The sequence below is a fragment of the Vibrio sp. 2CM40D genome (assembly GCF_023161825.1).
GTDB classification, from domain to species: Bacteria; Pseudomonadota; Gammaproteobacteria; order Enterobacterales; family Vibrionaceae; genus Vibrio; species Vibrio alginolyticus.
Map to the genome: position 1 here is coordinate 452,021 of NZ_JALNTL010000005.1, position 20,402 is coordinate 472,422.

General features: G+C 45.6%; 14 protein-coding genes and 1 other annotated feature. Of the genes, 10 read left to right on the forward strand and 4 right to left on the reverse strand.

The genetic code is table 11. The features are described from left to right. Window positions 1-19: 19 nt before the first annotated feature. Together MTF70_RS14440 and gltB are read right to left on the reverse strand one after the other, a co-directional pair. A complete protein-coding gene (locus tag MTF70_RS14440) occupies window positions 20-1,489 on the reverse strand; it encodes a glutamate synthase subunit beta (RefSeq protein WP_248394064.1) in 1,470 nt (489 codons plus the stop codon). Next, entirely contained in the window at window positions 1,489-6,039 is a 4,551-nt protein-coding gene (gene gltB, locus MTF70_RS14445) for a glutamate synthase large subunit (protein ID WP_136976980.1), read from the reverse strand. The genes MTF70_RS14440 and gltB overlap by 1 nt, the downstream gene beginning before the upstream one ends. Window positions 6,040-6,590: 551 nt before the next feature. Here gltB and MTF70_RS14450 point away from each other — a divergent pair. From MTF70_RS14450 to MTF70_RS14465, 4 genes are all read left to right on the forward strand, one after another. Beyond that, window positions 6,591-7,550 (forward strand): TIGR01212 family radical SAM protein, encoded by a 960-nt coding sequence (locus MTF70_RS14450; protein ID WP_017633631.1) that lies wholly within the window; start codon window positions 6,591-6,593, stop codon window positions 7,548-7,550. Between the two features lie 35 nt (window positions 7,551-7,585). Then, the gene (locus MTF70_RS14455) at window positions 7,586-9,331 is read left to right on the forward strand and encodes a GGDEF domain-containing protein (protein WP_025768422.1); all 1,746 of its coding nucleotides are present in this window, start codon (window positions 7,586-7,588) and stop codon (window positions 9,329-9,331) included. A 237-nt stretch (window positions 9,332-9,568) separates the two neighbouring features. Further along, entirely contained in the window at window positions 9,569-11,923 is a 2,355-nt protein-coding gene (gene arcB, locus MTF70_RS14460; RefSeq protein WP_005381826.1) for an aerobic respiration two-component sensor histidine kinase ArcB, read from the forward strand. 1 nt (window position 11,924) lies between these two features. Continuing rightward, window positions 11,925-12,374 (forward strand): hypothetical protein, encoded by a 450-nt coding sequence (locus MTF70_RS14465; RefSeq protein WP_005381825.1) that lies wholly within the window; start codon window positions 11,925-11,927, stop codon window positions 12,372-12,374. An 85-nt stretch (window positions 12,375-12,459) separates the two neighbouring features. Here the strand turns inward: MTF70_RS14465 and arcA are convergent, their stop codons facing one another. Next, window positions 12,460-13,176, reverse strand: coding sequence for a two-component system response regulator ArcA (gene arcA, locus MTF70_RS14470; protein ID WP_005381824.1), 717 nt, complete (start codon window positions 13,174-13,176; stop codon window positions 12,460-12,462). Window positions 13,177-13,537: 361 nt separating this feature from the next. Here arcA and MTF70_RS14475 point away from each other — a divergent pair, with 361 nt between their 5' ends. Together MTF70_RS14475 and MTF70_RS14480 are read left to right on the forward strand one after the other, a co-directional pair. Next, window positions 13,538-13,945, forward strand: a complete 408-nt coding sequence (locus MTF70_RS14475) for a DUF3293 domain-containing protein (RefSeq protein ID WP_005381823.1) — start codon at window positions 13,538-13,540, stop codon at window positions 13,943-13,945. A gap of 64 nt (window positions 13,946-14,009) precedes the next feature. Next, on the forward strand, window positions 14,010-14,492 hold the full coding sequence (locus MTF70_RS14480) for a putative 4-hydroxy-4-methyl-2-oxoglutarate aldolase (protein ID WP_005381822.1): 483 nt from the start codon (window positions 14,010-14,012) through the stop codon (window positions 14,490-14,492). On the opposite strand, the gene MTF70_RS14485 is transcribed toward MTF70_RS14480, so the two are convergent. Then, window positions 14,489-14,959, reverse strand: coding sequence for a hypothetical protein (locus MTF70_RS14485; protein WP_017821468.1), 471 nt, complete (start codon window positions 14,957-14,959; stop codon window positions 14,489-14,491). The two genes, MTF70_RS14480 and MTF70_RS14485, sit on opposite strands and share 4 nt — an antisense overlap. A 423-nt stretch (window positions 14,960-15,382) precedes the next feature. Between MTF70_RS14485 and thrL the strand changes: the two genes are divergently transcribed. The 4 genes from thrL to thrC all read left to right on the forward strand — a co-directional run bounded on the left by thrL (window position 15,383) and on the right by thrC (window position 20,282). Then, on the forward strand, window positions 15,383-15,460 hold the full coding sequence (thrL, locus tag MTF70_RS14490; protein ID WP_074192076.1) for a thr operon leader peptide: 78 nt from the start codon (window positions 15,383-15,385) through the stop codon (window positions 15,458-15,460). Further along, window positions 15,396-15,515, forward strand: a sequence feature (Thr leader region). (Overlaps the previous gene by 65 nt.) A 53-nt stretch (window positions 15,516-15,568) precedes the next feature. Continuing rightward, the gene (thrA, locus tag MTF70_RS14495; protein ID WP_017821509.1) at window positions 15,569-18,028 is read left to right on the forward strand and encodes a bifunctional aspartate kinase/homoserine dehydrogenase I; all 2,460 of its coding nucleotides are present in this window, start codon (window positions 15,569-15,571) and stop codon (window positions 18,026-18,028) included. Window positions 18,029-18,048: 20 nt separating this feature from the next. Further along, window positions 18,049-19,005 (forward strand): homoserine kinase, encoded by a 957-nt coding sequence (thrB, locus tag MTF70_RS14500; RefSeq protein ID WP_017635074.1) that lies wholly within the window; start codon window positions 18,049-18,051, stop codon window positions 19,003-19,005. Beyond that, the gene (gene thrC, locus MTF70_RS14505; RefSeq protein WP_005381818.1) at window positions 19,002-20,282 is read left to right on the forward strand and encodes a threonine synthase; all 1,281 of its coding nucleotides are present in this window, start codon (window positions 19,002-19,004) and stop codon (window positions 20,280-20,282) included. The genes thrB and thrC overlap by 4 nt, the downstream gene beginning before the upstream one ends. The last annotated feature ends 120 nt before the right edge of the window (window positions 20,283-20,402 follow it).

The following is a 20,402-nucleotide window of genomic DNA, read 5'->3' on the forward strand; positions in this document are numbered from 1 at the left end:
GAGAAGCATGACTGCTTCGTTAAGCAGAAAGCATCAGTGAATCTGCTTTTGCTTCTAGGTTTGTGCCACCCATTAGGTAATCATCGATAGCACGGGCACATTCGCGGCCTTCATTGATACAACGAACCACCAAAGATTGGCCTGTTCGCATATCACCAGCAGCAAATACGCCTTCTTGGTTAGTAGCAAAATCTTGAGTTGCTACGTTACCGCGATCGTCTAGTGCGATATCCAGTTGAGCAAGTACGCCTGTTGGTTCAGGGTGTAGGAATCCCATCGCTAGAAATGCCATATCACATGGAATCACACGCTCGCTGCCTTCTACTTCTTTGAAGCTTGGACGCTCGCCTGGTTTCGCATCTTGCCAAACGATATCAGCTAAACGAAGACCGGTAACTTCACCTTTGTCATTGCCGATGAACTCTTTGGTTAGGATATTCCAGTGACGATCAACGCCTTCTTCATGAGACGTCGAAGTACGTAGGATCATCGGGTACTGTGGCCATGGCATATTGGCAGGACGTTTCTCTGGTGGAATCGGCATGATTTCAACCTGAGTGATGCTTGCTGCACCGTGGCGGTTTGATGTACCTACACAGTCAGAACCCGTATCACCACCACCGATAACGACAACGTGTTTACCCGCGGCGTGAAGTTCTTTACCCTTAAGATCCATGTCGTTGGCACGGCGGTTATTTTGACCTAGGAATTCCATCGCGAAGTGAACGCCTTTTAGTTCACGACCCGGAACGGGCAAATCACGTGGAACCGTTGAGCCACCGGTTAGTAGAACCACATCGAACTCTTGACGCAATTGTTGAGCATTTACATCAACACCGACGTGTTGGTTTACTTTAAACTCAATGCCAGCTTCTGCCATTAGATTGATCTTGCGATCAATGACTTCCATGCTCAGTTTAAAGTCTGGGATACCAAAACGTAGCAGACCGCCCACTTTCTCGTCTCGCTCGAATACCGTCACAGTATGACCAGCGCTGTTTAGCTGCTCTGCTGCCGCAAGGCCAGCAGGACCTGAACCAATGATCGCAACGGTTTTGCCAGTGCGAGAGCGTGGTGTTTTTGGTTTGGCGTACCCTTCACGATACGCCGTTTCTACGATGGTTTTCTCGATATTACAGATAGTGATTGGATCTTGGTTGATGCCAAGTACACAAGCACTTTCACACGGAGCAGGGCAAACACGACCAGTGAACTCTGGGAAGTTATTGGTTGAGCTTAGAATGTTCCAAGCTTCTTCCCAGCTATCACGATAAACCGCATCGTTAAACTCTGGGATGATGTTACCGATAGGGCAGCCGTTATGACAAAACGGCACACCACAATCCATACAACGAGAAGCCTGAGTATTGATCTTGTCACCAAACTCCTCGTTCAGAACGAACTCTTTGTTGTTCTTGATGCGTTCAGCTGGGTCGATCTTCTGTGGTAGTTCACGACCATGCTCTAAAAATCCAGTAGGCTTACCCATTATACGGCCTCCACTTGAGTTTCGTTTCCTTGAGACTGTGCTTCAGCTTTACGCTTTTGAAGAACCGCTTTGTAGTCACGCGGCATTACCTTAACCATAGAGGCTAGGCTTGCTTCAAAGTTGTCTAGGAAAGACTGAGCGACTTCACTTCCTGTGAATTGAACATGCTTAGTTAGCATGTCGAGTAATAGATCTCTGTCTTCTTGCTCGATTGGATCTAGGTCTACTAACTCTGGGTTCAGTTTTGACTCAAAGTCACCTGATTTATCCCATACGTAAGCCACGCCACCACTCATACCTGCGGCAAAGTTACGACCTGTTGACCCAAGGATGATGGCTGCACCGCCAGTCATGTATTCACAACCGTGGTCACCGACGCCTTCTACTACTACTTTCGCGCCTGAGTTACGAACACAGAAACGTTCACCAGCCATACCACGAATGAAAGACTCACCCGAAGTTGCACCGTAGAAGCACACGTTACCAACCACGATGTTGTCTTCCGCGACAATGCTTGATTTCGCATCTGGATAAAGTACTAAAGTACCGCCGGATAAGCCTTTACCCCAGTAGTCGTTCGCGTCGCCTTCCACTTCGAACTTCACGCCCTTAGCTAGGAATGCGCCGAATGACTGACCTGCAGAACCTTTGAACTTCACGTTCATTGGCTGAGGTAGACCTGCATCTTTGTACACTTTCGAGATTTCGTTCGACAACATGGTACCTGCAGAGCGGTCCGTGTTGACGATAGGGAACTCGGCATTCACCGCTTCGCCTTTCTCTAGTGCAGGAATCGCTGCTTGAATCAGCTTACGGTCTAGCACTTCTTCTAGGTTGTGGTTCTGTTGAGCTTGGTTGAATACACCATCAGCTTCACGTGGTTGCTCAACGTGGAGAACAGGAGACAGATCTAGGTTCTTGTATTTCCAGTGAGAAATGTCTTGGCGGATCTTCAGTTTCTGACCTTGACCGACCATTTCATCGATAGTGCGGAAGCCAAGCTCAGCCATGATTTCACGTAGACCTTGTGCCATGTATTGGAAGAAGGTAACGACGTCTTCTACGCGGCCATCAAAGCGCTCGCGAAGCGTCTTGTTCTGAGTCGCGATACCAACAGGACAAGTGTTCTTATGACACTTACGCATCATGATACAACCTTCAACCACTAATGCTGCGGTTGCTACGCCCCATTCTTCTGCACCAAGTAGTGTTGCCACTGCAAGGTCGCGAGGTGTCTTCATCTGACCATCTGCTTGAACCACGATACGGTTACGTAGACCGTTCTTCAGTAGCGTTTGGTGCGTTTCTGCCAAGCCAAGTTCCCAAGGAAGACCGGTATGGCGGATTGAAGACATTGGTGATGCACCTGTACCGCCGTCGAAACCTGCGATTAGTACAACGTCCGCTTTCGCTTTCGCTACACCAGAAGCGATCGTACCTACGCCTGCTTCTGATACCAGCTTCACGTTTACACGGCCTGCGCGGTTCGCGTTCTTCAAGTCGTAGATAAGCTGAGCCAAATCTTCGATTGAGTAGATATCGTGGTGTGGTGGTGGAGAGATAAGGCCAACGCCCGGAGTCGAGTGACGCGTTGCACCGATCCAGTCATCTACTTTATCGCCTGGTAGCTGACCACCTTCACCTGGCTTCGCACCTTGAGCCATTTTGATTTGCAGCTCTTCAGCGTTAGTTAGGTAGTAAGAGGTTACGCCGAAACGACCTGAAGCCACCTGTTTGATTGCAGAGCGTTCCCAATCGCCGTTCTCTTTGCGCTCGAAACGCATTGGATCTTCACCACCTTCACCAGAGTTCGATTTCGCGCCAAGACGGTTCATCGCAACAGCTAGTGTGGAGTGTGCTTCGTAAGAAATAGAACCGAATGACATTGCACCGGTCGCGAAGCGTTTCACGATGCTTTCAATTGGTTCGACTTCGTCGATAGAGATAGAACCTGCTGGGTTCTTAATGAATTCTAGCTGGCTACGCAGAGTTACTGCGTTGTCACCTTGTTTATCTACGGCTGTCGCGTACTGCTTGAACTGATCGTAGTTCTTGTTGCGCGTAGACTCTTGCAGTAGAGAAATGGTTTCTGGGTTGAATAGGTGCTTCTCACCACGCTGTTTCCATTGGTAAACACCACCAACATCCAGCATTTGAATTGGGATTTCGCGTTGTGGGTAACCGATGCGGTGACGGATAAGTACTTCTTTGGCGATATCATCAAGGGTTAGACCTTGGATACGAGAAACCGTCCCTGTGAAGTATTTGTCGACCACGGATTTGTGGATACCCAATGCTTCGAAGATTTGCGCACCATGGTACGACTGTAGCGTTGAGATACCCATCTTCGAGAAGATCTTCAGAAGACCGCCATTGATCGCTTTACGGTAGTTGTTGAACAGATCACGAGGGTTCGCTTCTGGATCCAACTTCTTCGTACGTTGAAGTTCAATGATGGTTTCAATCACTAGGTAAGGGTTAACCGCATTCGCACCGTAACCAAGTAGCGTTGCAAAGTGGTGCGTTTCACGCGCGTCACCAGTTTCAACCACGATGTCGCACTTCGCACGTAGACCTTTACGGATCAAGTGGTGGTGCACTGCGCCAACTGCCAGCATTGCTGGGATCGCCGCGTGGTTTGAATTCACTGCGCGGTCAGTGAGTAGGATGATTGAGTAACCATCGATAACCGCGTCTTCTGCGTATTGGCAGATACGTTTTAGTGCGCGCTCAAGCTTGCCTTGATCTTCACTAGCTTGGAATACGATATCCAACGTTTTCGCTTGTAGGTGCTCGTTATCGATCGCACGCAGTTTTTCAAGCTCAGAGTTGGCTAGAACCGGCGATTCTAATTCGACTTTCTGACAGTGAAGTGGTGTTTCAGTCAGAAGGTTTTGGTCTTTACCCAAGTAAGTGTTCAGCGACATAACCATGCGCTCACGGATCGGGTCGATCGGTGGGTTGGTTACCTGTGCGAACAGCTGCTTGAAGTAGTTAGAAAGATGTTGAGACTGATGAGATAGAACCGCAAGAGGCCAGTCGGCACCCATAGCTGATAATGGTTCTTTCGCGTCATTCGCCATTGGAACGATGATTTCGTTCACTTCTTCAGTGCTTACGCCAAACGCTTGTTGGCGGTGTAGAAGGTGTTCTGGCTTAGGTTGGCTGAACTGGTTGCTCGCATCTGGCAGCTTCTTCAAGCTCAGTAGGTTTTCTTCTACCCACTTCTCGTAAGGCTGCGCTGTTGCGATGGTGTCTTTCACTTCTTCATCAGAGATGATTCGACCTTGTTCTAGGTCTGCAACGAAGATACGACCCGGTTGTAGGCGACCACGGAACTCAACGTTTTCTGGTTCTATATCCACAACACCAGATTCAGATGCCATCACTAGGAAGTTGTCTTTGGTCACTGTGTAGCGAGAAGGGCGCAAACCGTTACGGTCTAGTGTCGCACCAACTTGAACACCATCAGTAAAACATACTGAAGCAGGACCATCCCATGGTTCCATGATGTTCGCGTGGTACTGATAGAACGCGCGACGTTTAGGATCCATGTTTTTGTTTTCTTGCCATGCTTCCGGGATCATCATCATCAATGCGTGTGGCAGGCTGCGACCAGACAGAACTAGGAGCTCAAGTGCCATGTCAAAGTTAGATGAATCTGAGCTGCCTTCCTGACAGATTGGAAGAAGCATGTCGATTTCAGCCTGAGTAAACAGGTCTGATTCTAGAATTGCTTCACGGGCTTTCATCCAGTTCAAGTTACCGCGAACTGTATTGATTTCACCGTTGTGGGCAATGTAACGGAAAGGCTGTGCAAGACGCCATTTCGGGAAGGTATTGGTAGAGAAGCGAGAGTGTACCAGTGCTAGTGCAGTCACCATGGTCGGGTTTTGCAGATCAAGGAAGTACTGAGGTACTTGCTCGGTCGTTAACTGACCTTTGTACACCAATGTCTTGTAAGACATTGAGTTAATGTAGAAGTCGTCACCAATGTTCGAAACGCTTTCTAGGCAAACACGTACAGTGTAGTTACGAAGTACGTACAGTTTGCGCTCTAGCTCTTCAGGTGTGATGCCAGGGCCACCAGAGATAAACACATGCTCAAACTGAGGTTCTGTGCTTAGTGGGTCTGCACCGATCATTGAGTTATCGGTTGGCAATACGCGGTAGCCGATAACTTCAAGGTCTAGACGTTGTGCATTACGTTCTAGAATGTCACGGCATTGCTCGCGTTTGTATTCGTCTTTCGGGAAAAGAACGACACCAACACCATACTTTTCAAACGAAGGCAGTTTAATGCCTAGCTTAACGGCTTCTTCTAATAGGAATTCATGAGGTTTTTGTAGCAAGATACCCGCACCGTCACCGCTGCATGGGTCACAACCTTGACCACCACGGTGTTCCATGCGAGCCAGCATATCCAATGCTTGAGTCACTACTTCATGAGATTTACGGTTTTTAAGGTGAGCAACAAAACCGATACCACAAGCGTCATGCTCCAGTTCCGGAGTGTACAGACCCTGTGGATTTTGCTCTCTATCTACCATAGATACATCCTTCCAGTTCAATGTCGACGCAAAAGTACCGGGCAGAAAATACTACCTAGACTATTGATTACGTCTTGTCCTTTATATTTATTATCGCCACCGATCTAGGTTGACCGGTCTTGATTCCTTTCCGTATCTCGCAGGAAAAGTTTTGCGAGAAAAACAATCCTTGGTGGTATCCCTTTATTTATTATCACTATCTAGTGATTTATATAGGTAGGAGTGGGATAACACCGACAAATCCCGCAGTGTGCTTTGTAATAAAAGTCACAAAAATAACGGGGTTGTGTAAGTATCCTACAATTTTGTCACTTCAGAATGCAATGAAAAAGTCGGCGTTGTGACCCAATTTTTTCGTTTAATTATGCATTTTTAGTTTAACATTTACGCAACATGAACGTTTTTTGTCTTTAATTATGCAAGTTTATTGATTTTGACCCGCATGATGGGTGTTTGAATTGATTAATATTGTGTGTTTTTTCTTGCAGGGATGTAATTTATTTACACAGATCGTAGTGAGATTGATTACGATTTATTGTTGGTGAGAATTTATGCAGTTACATGAGTTGGTCAATACAATCGGCCAAGATCTTCAGCGTCGATACGGTGAAAAGGTTCATAAGTTAACATTGCACGGTGGATTTAGTTGCCCTAACCGCGATGGCACGATTGGGCGGGGAGGATGTACATTTTGCAATGTGGCTTCGTTTGCAGATGAAGAAGTCCAGATAAAAAGCATTCACGAACAGTTAAAAGATCGCGCAGGTGAAATTCACAGAGCGAAGAAGTATCTCGCTTATTTTCAGGCCTACACCAGTACCTATGCAGAAGTACAAGTTCTCAAAAACATGTATGAGGAAGCACTAAAGGCTGCAGACATGGTTGGTCTTTGTGTGGGGACGCGTCCTGATTGCGTCCCTGATGCGGTATTGGATTTACTGTCGGGCTATGTACAGCAAGGTTATGAAATTTGGCTAGAACTAGGTCTTCAAACCGCCAACAATGACACCCTAAAACGTATCAATCGTGGTCATGACTTTGAGTGTTATGCCGAAATCACTAAGCGTGCGCGAACACTCGGAATCAAGGTTTGTACTCACTTAATTGTGGGTTTACCCAAAGAAACCCGCGCCGAAAATATTGAAACGCTGCAAAAAGTGTTAGCCGTGGGAACGGATGGCATCAAGTTACATGGCTTGCATATTGTCGAAGGTAGCACCATGGCGAAAGCTTGGCGTGCTGGAAAGCTAGAAGCCCCTGAATTAGAAGAATATGTTGCGATCGCCAGTGAAATGATTCGTATGACACCACCAGATGTGATTTATCATCGCGTTTCATCAGCAGCTAGGAGGCCCACGTTATTATCGCCTCTGTGGTGTGAAAACCGTTGGCTAGCGATGACGGAAATTGGTCGAGATCTCAGTGCTCATGGTGCTCAAGGGAGTCTTACGGGGAATACCTTTATCTATACTAAACCGGAATTAATAGCAGATCGCTCAATAAATAACTGATATATTTTAACCAGTGTTCTTTGAAGGTTTAAACGATGGATCAGTTACTCAATTGGCTTTGGGGTGGTCAAGGCGGTTATGGCTATGTCGTCTTGTTGTTAATCGCAGGCGTGTGCGCGTTAGCACTGATCTATTTGCACTTTCAGACATCACTTAAGCAACTAGTAACGGATTCTCCCTATCCAGTCATAGTGGTGGACACTAGCCATGCTCAGCTCTTGCTATCTAACCAGGCTGCGATGCAGTTATTAGGCATTCGCTCTTTGGGAACGGGGTATTTGTATCCTGCTTTATTCGATATTCATGAGCTTGAGCAGTTTCTCGAGCGCTTCTCTAGTCGTCATTTTCGTCAGCAGGCTTTTGACTGGCGACTATCTGATAGTGAATCTATTAAAGTGGAGCTGTCAGGCAGAAAGAGTTTATTGCGCAATCATCGAGTTTGGATTCTTTATGCTCAGCCATATCAAGCCACTCACCAAGAGCAGCAACAAGAACTTGCCCAATTAATCATCGCACGTTCGGCATTAGACTCACTTTCAGAGCTGATTTGTACCCAAGACCGCCAAGGCAATCTATTAACGACCAATCGAGCATTTGATCAATTCTGGCAAGGGCGAAGGGAAGAAGCTTGCGCATCCAAGGCCTTGGGTGAGATGACCAGAAAAAGCGAACGTAAATGGACAACGGATCCACAAGGTCGAAGTTGCTTATTGGAAGTCAATCAAAACTCTCTTGTTTCGCCGAGTGGTGAGCTTATCGGTACGCTGTCTATTAGTCATGACGTGACTGAATGGCACAAGATGCAACAGAATCTGCGAGATGAAATGGAGCGTCGCAAAGATACAGAGGTGGCGCTAGCGCAAAGAGATACTATCTTACAAACGATTCTGGATGCCAGTCCGGACTCTATTGGTATTTTCAATGAGAACATGGTCTATCAAGCGTGTAATCAGCCTTTTGTTAAGGCGTTAGGCATTTCAAAAATTTCTGATTTGATAGGTAAGCGCCTCCAAGACGTGATTCCTAAAGAGATGTACGCGCGCTTAGCAGACAGTGACTTAGAAGCATTACGCCAGTTAGAGCCAGTTCGATACATAGATAAAGTCGTGAGTAGTGATGGTAAAAGTACGTGGTTTGATGTGGTGAAATCGCCTTTTAAAGATAAAGCATCAGGAACGAATGGTGTGCTGATCATGGCGCGTGATATTTCTGAGCGTTATCTTGCAGAACAAAAGTTGGAAAAAGCCAACCTAGAGTTAGAAAAATTGAGCTTTATGGATAGCTTAACTCAAGTATCGAACCGACGCCGTTTTGACGAACAGCTGCAGGTATTGTGGTACCACCACGCTCGAGAAAAGCTGCCGCTCACCATCATGTTATGTGACATCGACTTTTTCAAAGATTACAACGACTGTTACGGTCACCAACAAGGTGATGAAGCGTTAGTCAGTGTCGCTACCGTGTTTACACAAGTCATCAATCGTTCTTCGGATTGTGTTGCGCGTTATGGTGGCGAGGAGTTTGGTTTTATATTGCCGAATACCACCACGGAAGGTGCGCGCAACGTAGCGCAGCGTATTCATGAGAAAATTCTACAGCTTGATATGGAACACGACAGTTCAGAAGCATCTGAACGCCTTACCGTCAGTATCGGTCTGGTCTCTTACATTCCTCAGCATGGTGATGAACCCGAAATGGGCATCGCTATGGCTGACAGTGCGTTATACCAAGCTAAAGCTGATGGACGTAATCGCACCTGTATCCACCCCAGTTCTTGCTAACGCTTTGTGACCGCTTGCTCTAAGTTGATAGCTGATTGTTTAAATCACCGTATTAAACACGTTAAACTTACAGAAGCCTGTGCGCTCGTTGGTTTATCTTTCTATCTCGTGTCACAAGCGCAGATCGCACCGTGTGTTTTTCACTAATCAAACAGACCTAAATTGCGTTAGGTCGAGTGCATTTACCTGTTTTTCATCATCGAATGGCGCTATCTAGCCACCACCATGGAGTAGTTAATGAAACCCATGAAAAATCTCGCCCAGTATTATGTCGACTTGCTAGTCAAACTGGGGATTGTTCGCTTCTCTATTTTGCTAGCCCTTGCGCTGGTGGCATTAGCTGTTGTGGTGCAGGTAGGGATTACTTTAGCTCTCAAAGGGCGAGTAGATGATATCGACATTGTCCGTTCGGTGTTTTTTGGTCTATTGATCACCCCTTGGGCGGTTTACTTCCTCTCTGTGGTTGTCGATCAACTAGAAGAGTCTCGCCAGCGTTTAACTAAGCTGGTGTCCAAACTGAAGGACATGCGTTCGCGAGATCAAGAGCTGAATTACCAACTTCAACAAAACATTGAAAAGCTTAACCAAGAAATTGAAGAGCGTATTAAAGCGGAAGAAGCACGTGAAGAGGCGATGCAAGACCTCGAAAATGAGGTGTTCCAACGCGAACGTACTCAATTAGAGTTGGCAGAACGTACCGCATTACTGCGTTCATTTATTGATGCCTCACCAGACTTAATTTACTACCGCAATGCGGATGGTGTTTTCTCTGGCTGTAACCGCGCGATGGAAGAGCTAACGGGCAAGAAAGAGCACCAGCTAGTCGGATTAAGCCCTTGGGATGTGTATAGCAAAGAAATCGCCGAGCATATCGTTGATACTGACCAAAAGGTTTTTGCCGATAATCAAGCAATTACTTACGAGCAATGGCTCGAATACCCAGATGGTCGCAAGCATTACTTTGAGCTGCGTAAAGTGCCATTTTACAGCAAAGATGGCCGCCACCTTGGTCTCGTTGGGTTCGGTCGTGATATCACTGAACGTAAGCGCCATGAAGAGTCGTTAGAGAAAGCAAGCCGCGACAAAACTACCTTCATCTCAACCATCAGTCATGAGCTGCGAACGCCGCTGAATGGCATTGTAGGCTTAAGTCGTATGCTTCTAGATAGTCCGTTGACAGAAGAGCAGCGTAAACACATGCAGACCATCAATGTGAGTGCGATTACTCTAGGTAACATCTTCAACGATATTATCGATATGGATAAATTTGATCGCCGTAAGTTAGAACTATTACCTGCGCCACTTAACTTCGAAGACTTCGTCGCAGAGATTGAGAGTATCTCAGCTCTGATGGCGGAACAAAAAGGGTTACGCTTTGACTTAGAACGTTTAAGCGACTTGCCAAAAGCAATTGAAGTGGATGCAACCCGTCTACGTCAGGTGATTTGGAACTTGGTCAGCAACGCAATGAAGTTCACCAAGGAAGGTGGCGTTGTGATGACAGTGAGCGCGGATGTCGAAGACGATTTTGCGACCATTATTATGGAAGTGGAAGACACAGGTATTGGTATCCCAGACGAAGAGCTAGATAAGATCTTTGCGATGTACTACCAAGTGAAATCAGGCAAGGACAACCTGCATGCGGTCGGTACAGGTATTGGTTTGGCGGTATCTAAGCAACTGATCAATATGATGGATGGTGACATTACGGTTACCAGTGAGGAAGGCTTTGGTAGCACTTTTACTGTATCGATCCACGTTCCGATTGTTGAACTAGCTGAGCCAGTCATTGATGCGAAACGCGACAATGTGCGCCTCAACATATTTATGGTCGAAGACATCGAGCTTAACGTAACTGTGGCTAAATCGTTACTAGAGAGCCTAGGGCACTCTGTCACCGTGGCAATGACGGGCCAAGAAGCGTTAGTGAACTTTGTGCCAGAAAAATACGACTTAGCGTTGTTGGATATCCAACTGCCTGATATGACGGGCTTTGATGTCGCCAATTATTACCGCAAGCATTATAACAATCTTCCTCCATTGGTCGCCTTAACTGCTAATGTAATGAAAGATCGTCGTGAATACTTAGATAACGGCATGGATGATGCGATCAGTAAGCCGCTGGCAGTGAATGCTATTCAGTCAGTGATTGATAAATTCTTCGCTCACCAGTTAGAACAACCTAAGGAAGTGGTGAGCGGTCCCGAAACAGTGGAAGAGCCAGTGCCTTCTCCTGTGATTGAGACACATTTGCTCGATATGGATATGTTAGAGTCTTACGTCGACATTGTTGGTGCAAAACCTGTCTACGACAGCATAAAAATGTTTGAAGATATGATGCCAGACTATATCGATGTCTTAGATTCGAACATGACAGCGAAAGATCAAGATGGGATTGTTTCTGAAGCGCATAAAATCAAAGGTGCTGCAGGTTCAATTGGCCTGAAACGTATCCAAAGTGTGGCGCAAAAAGCGCAATCGCCCGATATGCCAGCATGGTGGGAAAACATTTCAGACTGGGTTGAAGAGATCAAAAATGAATACCAAAACGATATTCAAGTCCTCAAAAGTTGGTTGGAACAAAGGAAATAACATGAAAAGAATCGCACCATTGGCATTAGCCATGGCATTGATGGCAGGCTGTAGTTCCGTTCCAAATGTGAATTGGCAACAAAACAGTCAGATTACGATTAATGAGGTTAATGTTGAGCTCAAAAGTAATTTATGGGTGAACCTCATGCCGAATATTGGGGACGTGGAAGAGCAAAGTATTCAAGGTGCACTTTACCTCGAAGGAGATCAGTTACTTCCTGCAAATCTAACGGCAGAAGCTCTTATTATTAAACAGGGGCAAAAAGAGTGGTTGGTGGACAGTGCGTCTTTAGATACTCGAACGCACAGTGAAAGCCGATGGGAGGTGGCGTTCTCGTCTCACATTGATGTGAACACAGAAAAATCGGTTGATATCGCAGTGCTTCTAGACGATGCGGGTAAACAGCGTTGGTTAGTCGAAAAGTACGTGAAGATTAACAAGGTTTATTAACCGCAATGATGTTGCATTAGTCGTTAGACCTAAAACAAAAAGGGCTTGCTCAATGAGCAAGCCCTTTGCATATTAGCGGTTAAATCTAGTCTTCTAGATCGCCACAGAAGCGGTAACCTTCGCCGTGGATAGTGGCGATGATTTCTGGCGTACCTGAAACAGACTCAAAGTGCTTACGGATACGACGAATCGTTACGTCTACAGTACGGTCGTGTGGCTTAAGTTCACGACCAGTCATCTTCTTAAGAAGATCTGCACGAGTTTGAATCTTACCCGGGTTCTCACAGAAGTGCAGTAATGCGCGGAACTCAGAGCGAGGTAGCTTGTAGCTATCACCAGCAGGGCTTACTAGAGAGCGGCTGTTGATGTCTAGTACCCAACCGTTGAATTCATACTTTTCTACCGAGCGCTTCTCTTCTTGCACCGCGTTAGAGCTCATTGAGCGACTAAGTAGGTTACGTGCACGAATAGTTAGTTCACGTGGGTTGAATGGTTTAGTGATGTAGTCATCTGCACCAATCTCAAGACCTAGGATCTTGTCTACTTCATTGTCACGGCCTGTCAGGAACATTAAAGCAATGTTCGCTTGCTCGCGTAATTCACGCGCTAGTAGAAGGCCATTCTTGCCTGGAAGATTAATGTCCATAATAACCAAGTTGACTGAGTTATCAGACAACACTTGGTGCATCTCTTCACCGTCACTGGCTTCAAAAACAGCGTATCCCTCTGCTTCAAAAATACTCTTAAGAGTGTTACGAGTTACTTGCTCATCTTCAACGATAAGAATCTGCGGGGTTTGCATTGGCGGTACCTAAATTTGTGACAAAATTGTGCTAATAGAATAAATTCTAGGCAAAAATATAACATACAGGTAATGTGATTTTGATAATAAATCAAGTTGATCAAAAAAACACTTCTTTCAGTTATCCGCCCTCCATGGAATTTTGCCAACTCACCAGTATCCAATGGCGACGTTTATTCTAAAGGGCTTGTTTACCTTTCATTTCCTGCTTTCAGTGGGGCCTGAAACGTAAACACCCTAAGATATTGAGCGGATTTTATATTGTTAACAGCATGCTAACAATGCTCAAATGTTAATTCCATTCAGTTTGTTGATTTATATCAATTGATGAAATGTAACTGTTATTAATCGTTTAAGACTTATGATAGAAAAAAGTAATAAGAACATAGACGCATCGTTATGGAATGCTTATTCAGAATCTTTTTTCAGATTCGAAGCCGAGTGGCGTGTTTCAAACTATGCTGTGATAACCGCTTGGAACCCATACAGTAACTTGAGGTCCAAAGAAGAGAACAGCATAAACAATCACGCGTTAGAAAAACAGCTACAGCACGTTAATTACGCGCCTGTCACGGTAGGTGATAGCGCTTTTACATGGTATGAGGAAAGCTTTGCCGTCGAGTTGTCGCCAGAGGTAGCCGTTGAATTGGCGAGTGACTTTCAACAAAACGCGATTTATTACGTCATTAATGACCAACTTTATCTTATTGCGTGCTCGCAGCCGAAAGTTTTTCATACGTTAGGCTCCATTAAACCTCGGCTCGTATAGAAGGTATAGAAAAGGATACTGCTCACTGAAGCACCGCTTGGGTGAGAAAATTCACGGAGGAAATATGAGAGACATTACACCCGATATTTGTGACCAATTTGAAGACCAAGTGAGCTTGCTTACTTTACCATTGCAGAACTTTGGTCAACGTAGCGCTTTTTACGGTGAAATCGTTACGGTGCGCTGCTATCACGATAACTCGAAAGTGCGTGAAGTACTGGGCGAAGATGGAACGGGTAAAGTATTGATTGTTGACGGACATGGATCGTGTCAGAGAGCATTACTCGGCGATCAATTAGCGATACTCGGAATAGAAAATGGGTGGGAAGGTATCATTGTCTATGGTGCAATACGCGACGTAGCACAAATATCTCAAATGGACATTGGCGTTCAAGCTCTTGGAACTAACCCGTTTAAAACAGAGAAACGCGGGATAGGAGAGGTAAACGTAACCTTAACGATGCAAAACCAAATCGTTCAACCTAAGCACTACGTTTACGCGGACTGGAACGGTGTGTTGATTTCTAAGCAAAAGCTGGACTTCTAAAAACGAAAGCCTAAACCAACCTCAAAGCCTTGTTGCCAATCTTGGTAATCAAGAGTCGCGTGAAGATCCAGTTTATCGGTAATTTTTACGCGACTTGATACTTCAGCCGCGAGGCTACTGTCGTCTTGGCGAATACCTTCCGCTGTTTCATTCTTGTAAGAGCGAACTGTACTTTTCAGCGTGACACGATCATTAAAGTGATAGCTGATCCCACTCAAAAAACCACTTTGATTTTTGGTAGGAGAGTTATTGACTCGCGCACCGACATAAACGTCTACCGAATCAAAAAGTTCGTAAGCGTAACCCGTATCGATATTCCAAACATCAAAACTGTCAGACTGATAACTGTCGCTGGAAATGAATAGTTTATGAGGAGAAGGGGATATTTTACCTGGAAGCGGCGGAAGCTCGTTTGCTAGACAAACACCAGGCACAAAAAACAGCAACAGAAAAAGCCCTCTTTTCATGTTCACCACTCCTTGTGTCAACTTTTTTATTAGTATGCGCCCAAAGCTTCTCACTATTAAAGCATAGAATATGAAAGCTAGCTCACCTATTTTCTAAATAATTCGATCCTATGAACATAAGTCACAGTTAAGTTGTTGTTATGTGTCACAACCCTCTCGAATTATTTGATCGTACGTTTTATGGCAAAGATCAGACTAGTTATTAGATAAAAAACCGAACTGGTGATGATGGTTAAGTCCTTTACAAAAACTAACTGTAGATTTTTAAATGATCAATAATGTGTAATTAACTATAAATATCAATGACATTGCTTAGCAGAATTCTCTGAAAGATGGAAAAACAAACAATTTTTTGTTGACTATGTATCAGAAACTCGGTAAACGTAGAGTTAAGCAAACACAATTAACGTTGAATATTTATTTATGCCATCTAACAGCCTAGTAGTAATGACCACGACCATTATTATTACCGACACGACACATGTTGGGGCAGGCTGCTGAGCGAAAGAAATTCACAAAAAAGGCCTGTATCCAACAAGATACAGGCCTTTTTTTATGCTTTTTTATCCAGAATTTAGACAAATTTAAGAAGATATACCGGAGGAAGGGATGCGAGTATTGAAGTTTGGCGGATCATCACTAGCTGATGCAGATCGCTTTTTGAGAGCGGCAGACATTATTGCCAATAACGCTCAACAAGAAGAAGTGGCGGTTGTTCTTTCCGCTCCTGGTAAAACAACAAACAAATTGGTTGCGGTCATTGAAGGCGCATTGCGCAATGGTGAAGCAGAACTACAAATCAAAGAGTTGGAGGAGTCGTTTAAAACGCTCTTCACTCAAGTCCAAGCAGTACTACCCAATATCGATGGTTCAGCTTTCGATAACCAAGTGAAAACTTCTCTCTCTCAATTACGCCAATTCGTTCATGGCATCAATCTTCTTGGCATGTGCCCAAACAATGTTAATGCACGTATTATTAGCAAAGGCGAACGCGTTTCGATTCAATTGATGAAAGCGGTGTTAGAAGCCAAAGGCCAGCCTGCACATCTTATCGACCCAGTTGAATACCTATACGCAAAAGGTGATCACCTTGAAGCCATGGTCGATGTTGAAGTTTCGACTCAGAACTTCCGCCAGAATCCTCTTCCTCAAGGTCATGTGAACATCATGCCTGGCTTTACCGCAGGTAACGAGAAAGGTGAATTGGTAACACTTGGTCGCAATGGCTCTGATTATTCGGCGGCGGTTCTTGCGGCGTGTCTGCGCGCAGATTGCTGTGAGATCTGGACAGACGTAGATGGTGTGTACAACTGTGACCCTCGCTTAGTCGAAGATGCTCGCCTACTTAAATCTCTTAGCTATCAAGAAGCGATGGAGCTTTCTTACTTCGGTGCTTCCGTTCTGCACCCGAAAACCATCGCCCCAATCGCACAGTTCCACATCCCATGTCTGATCAAAAACAGCTTTAACCCACAAGGTGCAGGAACTTTGATTGGGCAAGACACTGGTGAAGACAATCTGGCGATCAAAGGTATCACGACGCTAAACGACCTAACTATGGTTAACGTCTCCGGCCCAGGTATGAAGGGTATGGTTGGCATGGCAAGCCGCGTATTTGGCGCAATGTCTTCCGCTGGTGTGTCTATTGTTCTTATTACTCAGTCTTCTTCTGAGTACAGCATTAGCTTCTGTATTGAGGCAGAAGATAAAGCAAAAGCGCAACAAGTACTGGCCGATGCGTTTGAGTTGGAACTGAAAGATAGCTTATTAGAGCCGGTCGAGTTTATTGATAATGTTTCAATCATAACGTTGGTTGGTGACGGCATGCGTACATCGCGCGGTGTTGCATCTCGCTTCTTCTCATCTCTTGCTGAAGTGAACGTAAACATTGTAGCCATCGCACAGGGCTCATCTGAGCGTGCTATCTCAGCCGTGATTCCTGAAGATAAAATCTCTGAAGCGATCAAAGCGTGTCACGAAAACCTATTCAACTCTAAGCACTTCTTAGACGTATTCGTGGTTGGTATTGGTGGCGTTGGTGGTGAGCTGGTGGATCAGATCGAGCGTCAACAGGCGAAGCTTGCGGAAAAAGGCATCGTTATTCGCGTGTGTGGCTTGGCAAACAGCAAAGGTCTTCTGCTTGATAGTGAAGGTCTGCCACTCGATCATTGGCGTGATCGTATGTCGGCAGCGACAGAAGAGTTCAGCCTAGCGCGTTTGATTTCTTTGGTTCAACGTAACCACATCATCAACCCAGTATTGGTTGACTGTACATCAAGTGAAGATATTGCGAATCAATACGCTGATTTCCTAGCTGCTGGTTTCCATGTCGTTACACCAAATAAAAAAGCAAATACAGCAAGCATGGCTTACTACCATCAGCTTCGCGATGTTGCGCGCAGCTCTCGTCGCAAGCTGATGTACGAAACAACTGTGGGGGCGGGTCTACCGGTAATCGAAAACCTGCAAAACCTAATCTCAGCGGGTGATGAGCTAGAGCGCTTCAGCGGTATTCTTTCTGGCTCTCTGTCATACATCTTCGGTAAGTTAGATGAAGGTATGAGCCTAAGTGAAGCAACTAATATCGCAAAAGAAAATGGTTTTACTGAACCGGATCCTCGTGATGACCTTTCTGGTATGGATGTCGCGCGTAAGCTTCTGATCCTAGCTCGTGAAGCAGGCATGTCTCTAGAACTAGAAGACGTTGTGGTTGATCAAGCACTGCCACCAGGTTTTGATGATTCTGGTAGCGTTGATGAATTTATGGCGCGTTTACCTGAAGCAGACGCCTACTTTAAAGAATTATCTGCAAAGGCAGCGGAAGAAGGCAAAGTACTGCGCTACGTTGGTGAGATTAATGAGGGCAAGTGCACAGTAAGCATCGCTGCGGTGGATGAAAACGATCCAATGTATAAAATCAAGGACGGTGAAAACGCACTGGCATTTTACAGCCGTTACTATCAGCCAATCCCACTAGTGTTACGTGGCTATGGTGCAGGCACCGAAGTAACGGCTGCGGGTGTATTTTCTGACGTGATGCGTACTTTAGGTTGGAAACTAGGGGTATAACAATAATGAGTTCAAGTGATATGGATGTAGTGGTTTATGCCCCAGCATCAATTGGTAATGTAAGCGTTGGCTTTGATGTGCTGGGGGCTGCCGTGTCTCCAGTGGATGGCACACTATTGGGTGACCGTGTATTGGTGAAATCTGGGGCTGACCCGTTCAGCCTTAAAACGGCGGGTGATTTTGTTGAGAAATTGCCAACTGAACCAAAAGAGAACATCGTCTACGACTGTTGGCTTGTGTTTGCTCGTGAGTTAGACAAAAAAGGCGTTGAGCTAAAACCACTTGAGATGACGCTAGAAAAGAACATGCCAATTGGCTCTGGTTTAGGCTCAAGTGCATGTTCTATCGTTGCTGCATTAGATGCATTGAACCGATTCCATGGACAGCCACTTAACGAGACAGAATTACTAGCGCTGATGGGAGAGATGGAAGGCAAGATCTCTGGTGGTATTCACTACGACAACGTTGCGCCATGTTACCTTGGTGGTGTGCAACTGATGCTTGAAGAGTTGGGTATCATCAGTCAAGAAGTACCTTGCTTTGATGATTGGTACTGGGTGATGGCGTATCCGGGTATCAAGGTATCAACGGCGGAAGCGCGTGAGATCCTACCATCTCAATACCGCCGACAAGATATCATTGCTCATGGTCGCCACCTTGCGGGCTTTATTCATGCGTGTCATTCTGGTCAGCCAGAACTTGCTGCAAAAATGATCAAAGACGTGATCGCAGAACCGTATCGTGAGAAACTGCTTCCAGGTTTTGCGAATGCACGTCAATACGCAGCGTCTGCGGGTGCATTGGCAACCGGTATTTCTGGCAGTGGTCCGACACTGTTCAGTATTTGCAAAGAGAAAGATGTCGCTGAGCGAGTTGCTCGCTGGTTAGAACAAAACTACGTACAAAACGAAGAAGGATTCGTCCACGTTTGTCGTCTAGATAAGCAGGGTTCGAAAGTAACAGGAAGTGAGCTATGAAGCTTTACAATATAAAAGAAAATGATGAACAAGTTTCCTTTGGCCAAGCCGTTCGCCAAGGGTTAGGCCGTAACCAAGGTCTATTTTTTCCATCGGAATTACCAAAATTTGAAGATATCGATGCGCTGCTTGCAGAAGACTTTGTCTCTCGTAGCACTAAGATTCTATCGGCGTTAATTGGAGATGAACTTACAGAGGAGCAAGTGAATGCCCTTGTTGATGCTGCGTTTCAATTCCCTGCGCCTATCAACCAAGTAAAAGACGGTGTTTATGCACTGGAACTGTTCCATGGTCCAACGCTTGCGTTTAAAGACTTTGGTGGTCGCTTTATGGCGCAATCTCTTGCTGCGGTTTCGGACGGCGGCAAGATCACCATTCTGACGGCAACGTCTGGCGATACTGGCGCAGCCGTTGCGCATGCTTTCTACGGTATGGAAGACATCAATGTTGTGATTCTTTACCCGAAAGGAAAAATCAGCCCACTGCAAGAGAAGTTATTCTGTACGCTTGGTAAAAACATTCACACTGTCGCGATCGATGGCGACTTCGATGCGTGTCAGGCACTGGTTAAGCAAGCTTTTGATGATTCTGCACTGCGTGAAGAGATCGGTCTGAACTCTGCAAACTCAATCAACATCAGCCGTTTGATGGCGCAAATCTGTTACTACTTTGAAGCAGCTGCGCAAATGAGCAAGCAAGAGCGTGAAAACCTAGTGGTATCAGTACCAAGCGGTAACTTCGGTAACCTAACTGCTGGTCTATTGGCAAAAGCGTTGGGCTTGCCTATCAAACGCTTTATCGCTGCAACTAATGCCAATGACACGGTTCCTCGCTACCTAGAAACAGGTAAGTGGGAGCCAAAACCAACAGTCGCAACAACATCGAACGCGATGGACGTGAGCCAACCAAACAACTGGCCTCGTATCGAAGAGCTGTGCCGTGTGAAAGAGTGGGGCTTGGAGACGTTAGGTAAAGGTGCAGTATCTGATGAGCAAAGCGCACAGTCAGTGAAAGACTTACATGCTCTAGGCTATCTATGCGAACCGCACGGTGCGATTGCTTACCGCGTTCTTGAAGAACAATTGCAAGACGGTGAAACCGGTCTGTTCCTATGTACTGCTCACCCTGCGAAGTTCAAAGAAGTCGTGGATGATATTCTAGAATCCGATATCGAGCTTCCTGCGCCACTAGCGAAGCACGCTGCGATGGAGCTGCTATCGGAAGAGCTCGACGCAGACTTTGACGCATTGAAACAAGTACTGCGCCGCGTGCAGTAAGCTTCAAAGTATAGTAAGTATCAAAAACAGAAATAACGAGAGGTGAATGAGTAATCATTCACCTTTTTTATTGTCGGTAAGTTTTGACTCTCTTTATTATTGAGAAACGAACTTAACTAA

Excerpts from the sequence above, each read along its gene's own strand:
- MTF70_RS14440 (WP_248394064.1), bottom strand. The coding sequence starts at position 1,489 with ATGGGTAAGCCTACTGGATTTTTAGAGCATGGTCGTGAACTACCACAG.
- gltB (WP_136976980.1), bottom strand. The coding sequence starts at position 6,039 with ATGGTAGATAGAGAGCAAAATCCACAGGGTCTGTACACTCCGGAACTG.
- MTF70_RS14450 (WP_017633631.1), top strand. The coding sequence starts at position 6,591 with ATGCAGTTACATGAGTTGGTCAATACAATCGGCCAAGATCTTCAGCGT.
- MTF70_RS14455 (WP_025768422.1), top strand. The coding sequence starts at position 7,586 with ATGGATCAGTTACTCAATTGGCTTTGGGGTGGTCAAGGCGGTTATGGC.
- arcB (WP_005381826.1), top strand. The coding sequence starts at position 9,569 with ATGAAACCCATGAAAAATCTCGCCCAGTATTATGTCGACTTGCTAGTC.
- MTF70_RS14465 (WP_005381825.1), top strand. The coding sequence starts at position 11,925 with ATGAAAAGAATCGCACCATTGGCATTAGCCATGGCATTGATGGCAGGC.
- arcA (WP_005381824.1), bottom strand. The coding sequence starts at position 13,176 with ATGCAAACCCCGCAGATTCTTATCGTTGAAGATGAGCAAGTAACTCGT.
- MTF70_RS14475 (WP_005381823.1), top strand. The coding sequence starts at position 13,538 with ATGATAGAAAAAAGTAATAAGAACATAGACGCATCGTTATGGAATGCT.
- MTF70_RS14480 (WP_005381822.1), top strand. The coding sequence starts at position 14,010 with ATGAGAGACATTACACCCGATATTTGTGACCAATTTGAAGACCAAGTG.
- MTF70_RS14485 (WP_017821468.1), bottom strand. The coding sequence starts at position 14,959 with ATGAAAAGAGGGCTTTTTCTGTTGCTGTTTTTTGTGCCTGGTGTTTGT.
- thrL (WP_074192076.1), top strand. The coding sequence starts at position 15,383 with ATGCCATCTAACAGCCTAGTAGTAATGACCACGACCATTATTATTACC.
- thrA (WP_017821509.1), top strand. The coding sequence starts at position 15,569 with ATGCGAGTATTGAAGTTTGGCGGATCATCACTAGCTGATGCAGATCGC.
- thrB (WP_017635074.1), top strand. The coding sequence starts at position 18,049 with ATGGATGTAGTGGTTTATGCCCCAGCATCAATTGGTAATGTAAGCGTT.
- thrC (WP_005381818.1), top strand. The coding sequence starts at position 19,002 with ATGAAGCTTTACAATATAAAAGAAAATGATGAACAAGTTTCCTTTGGC.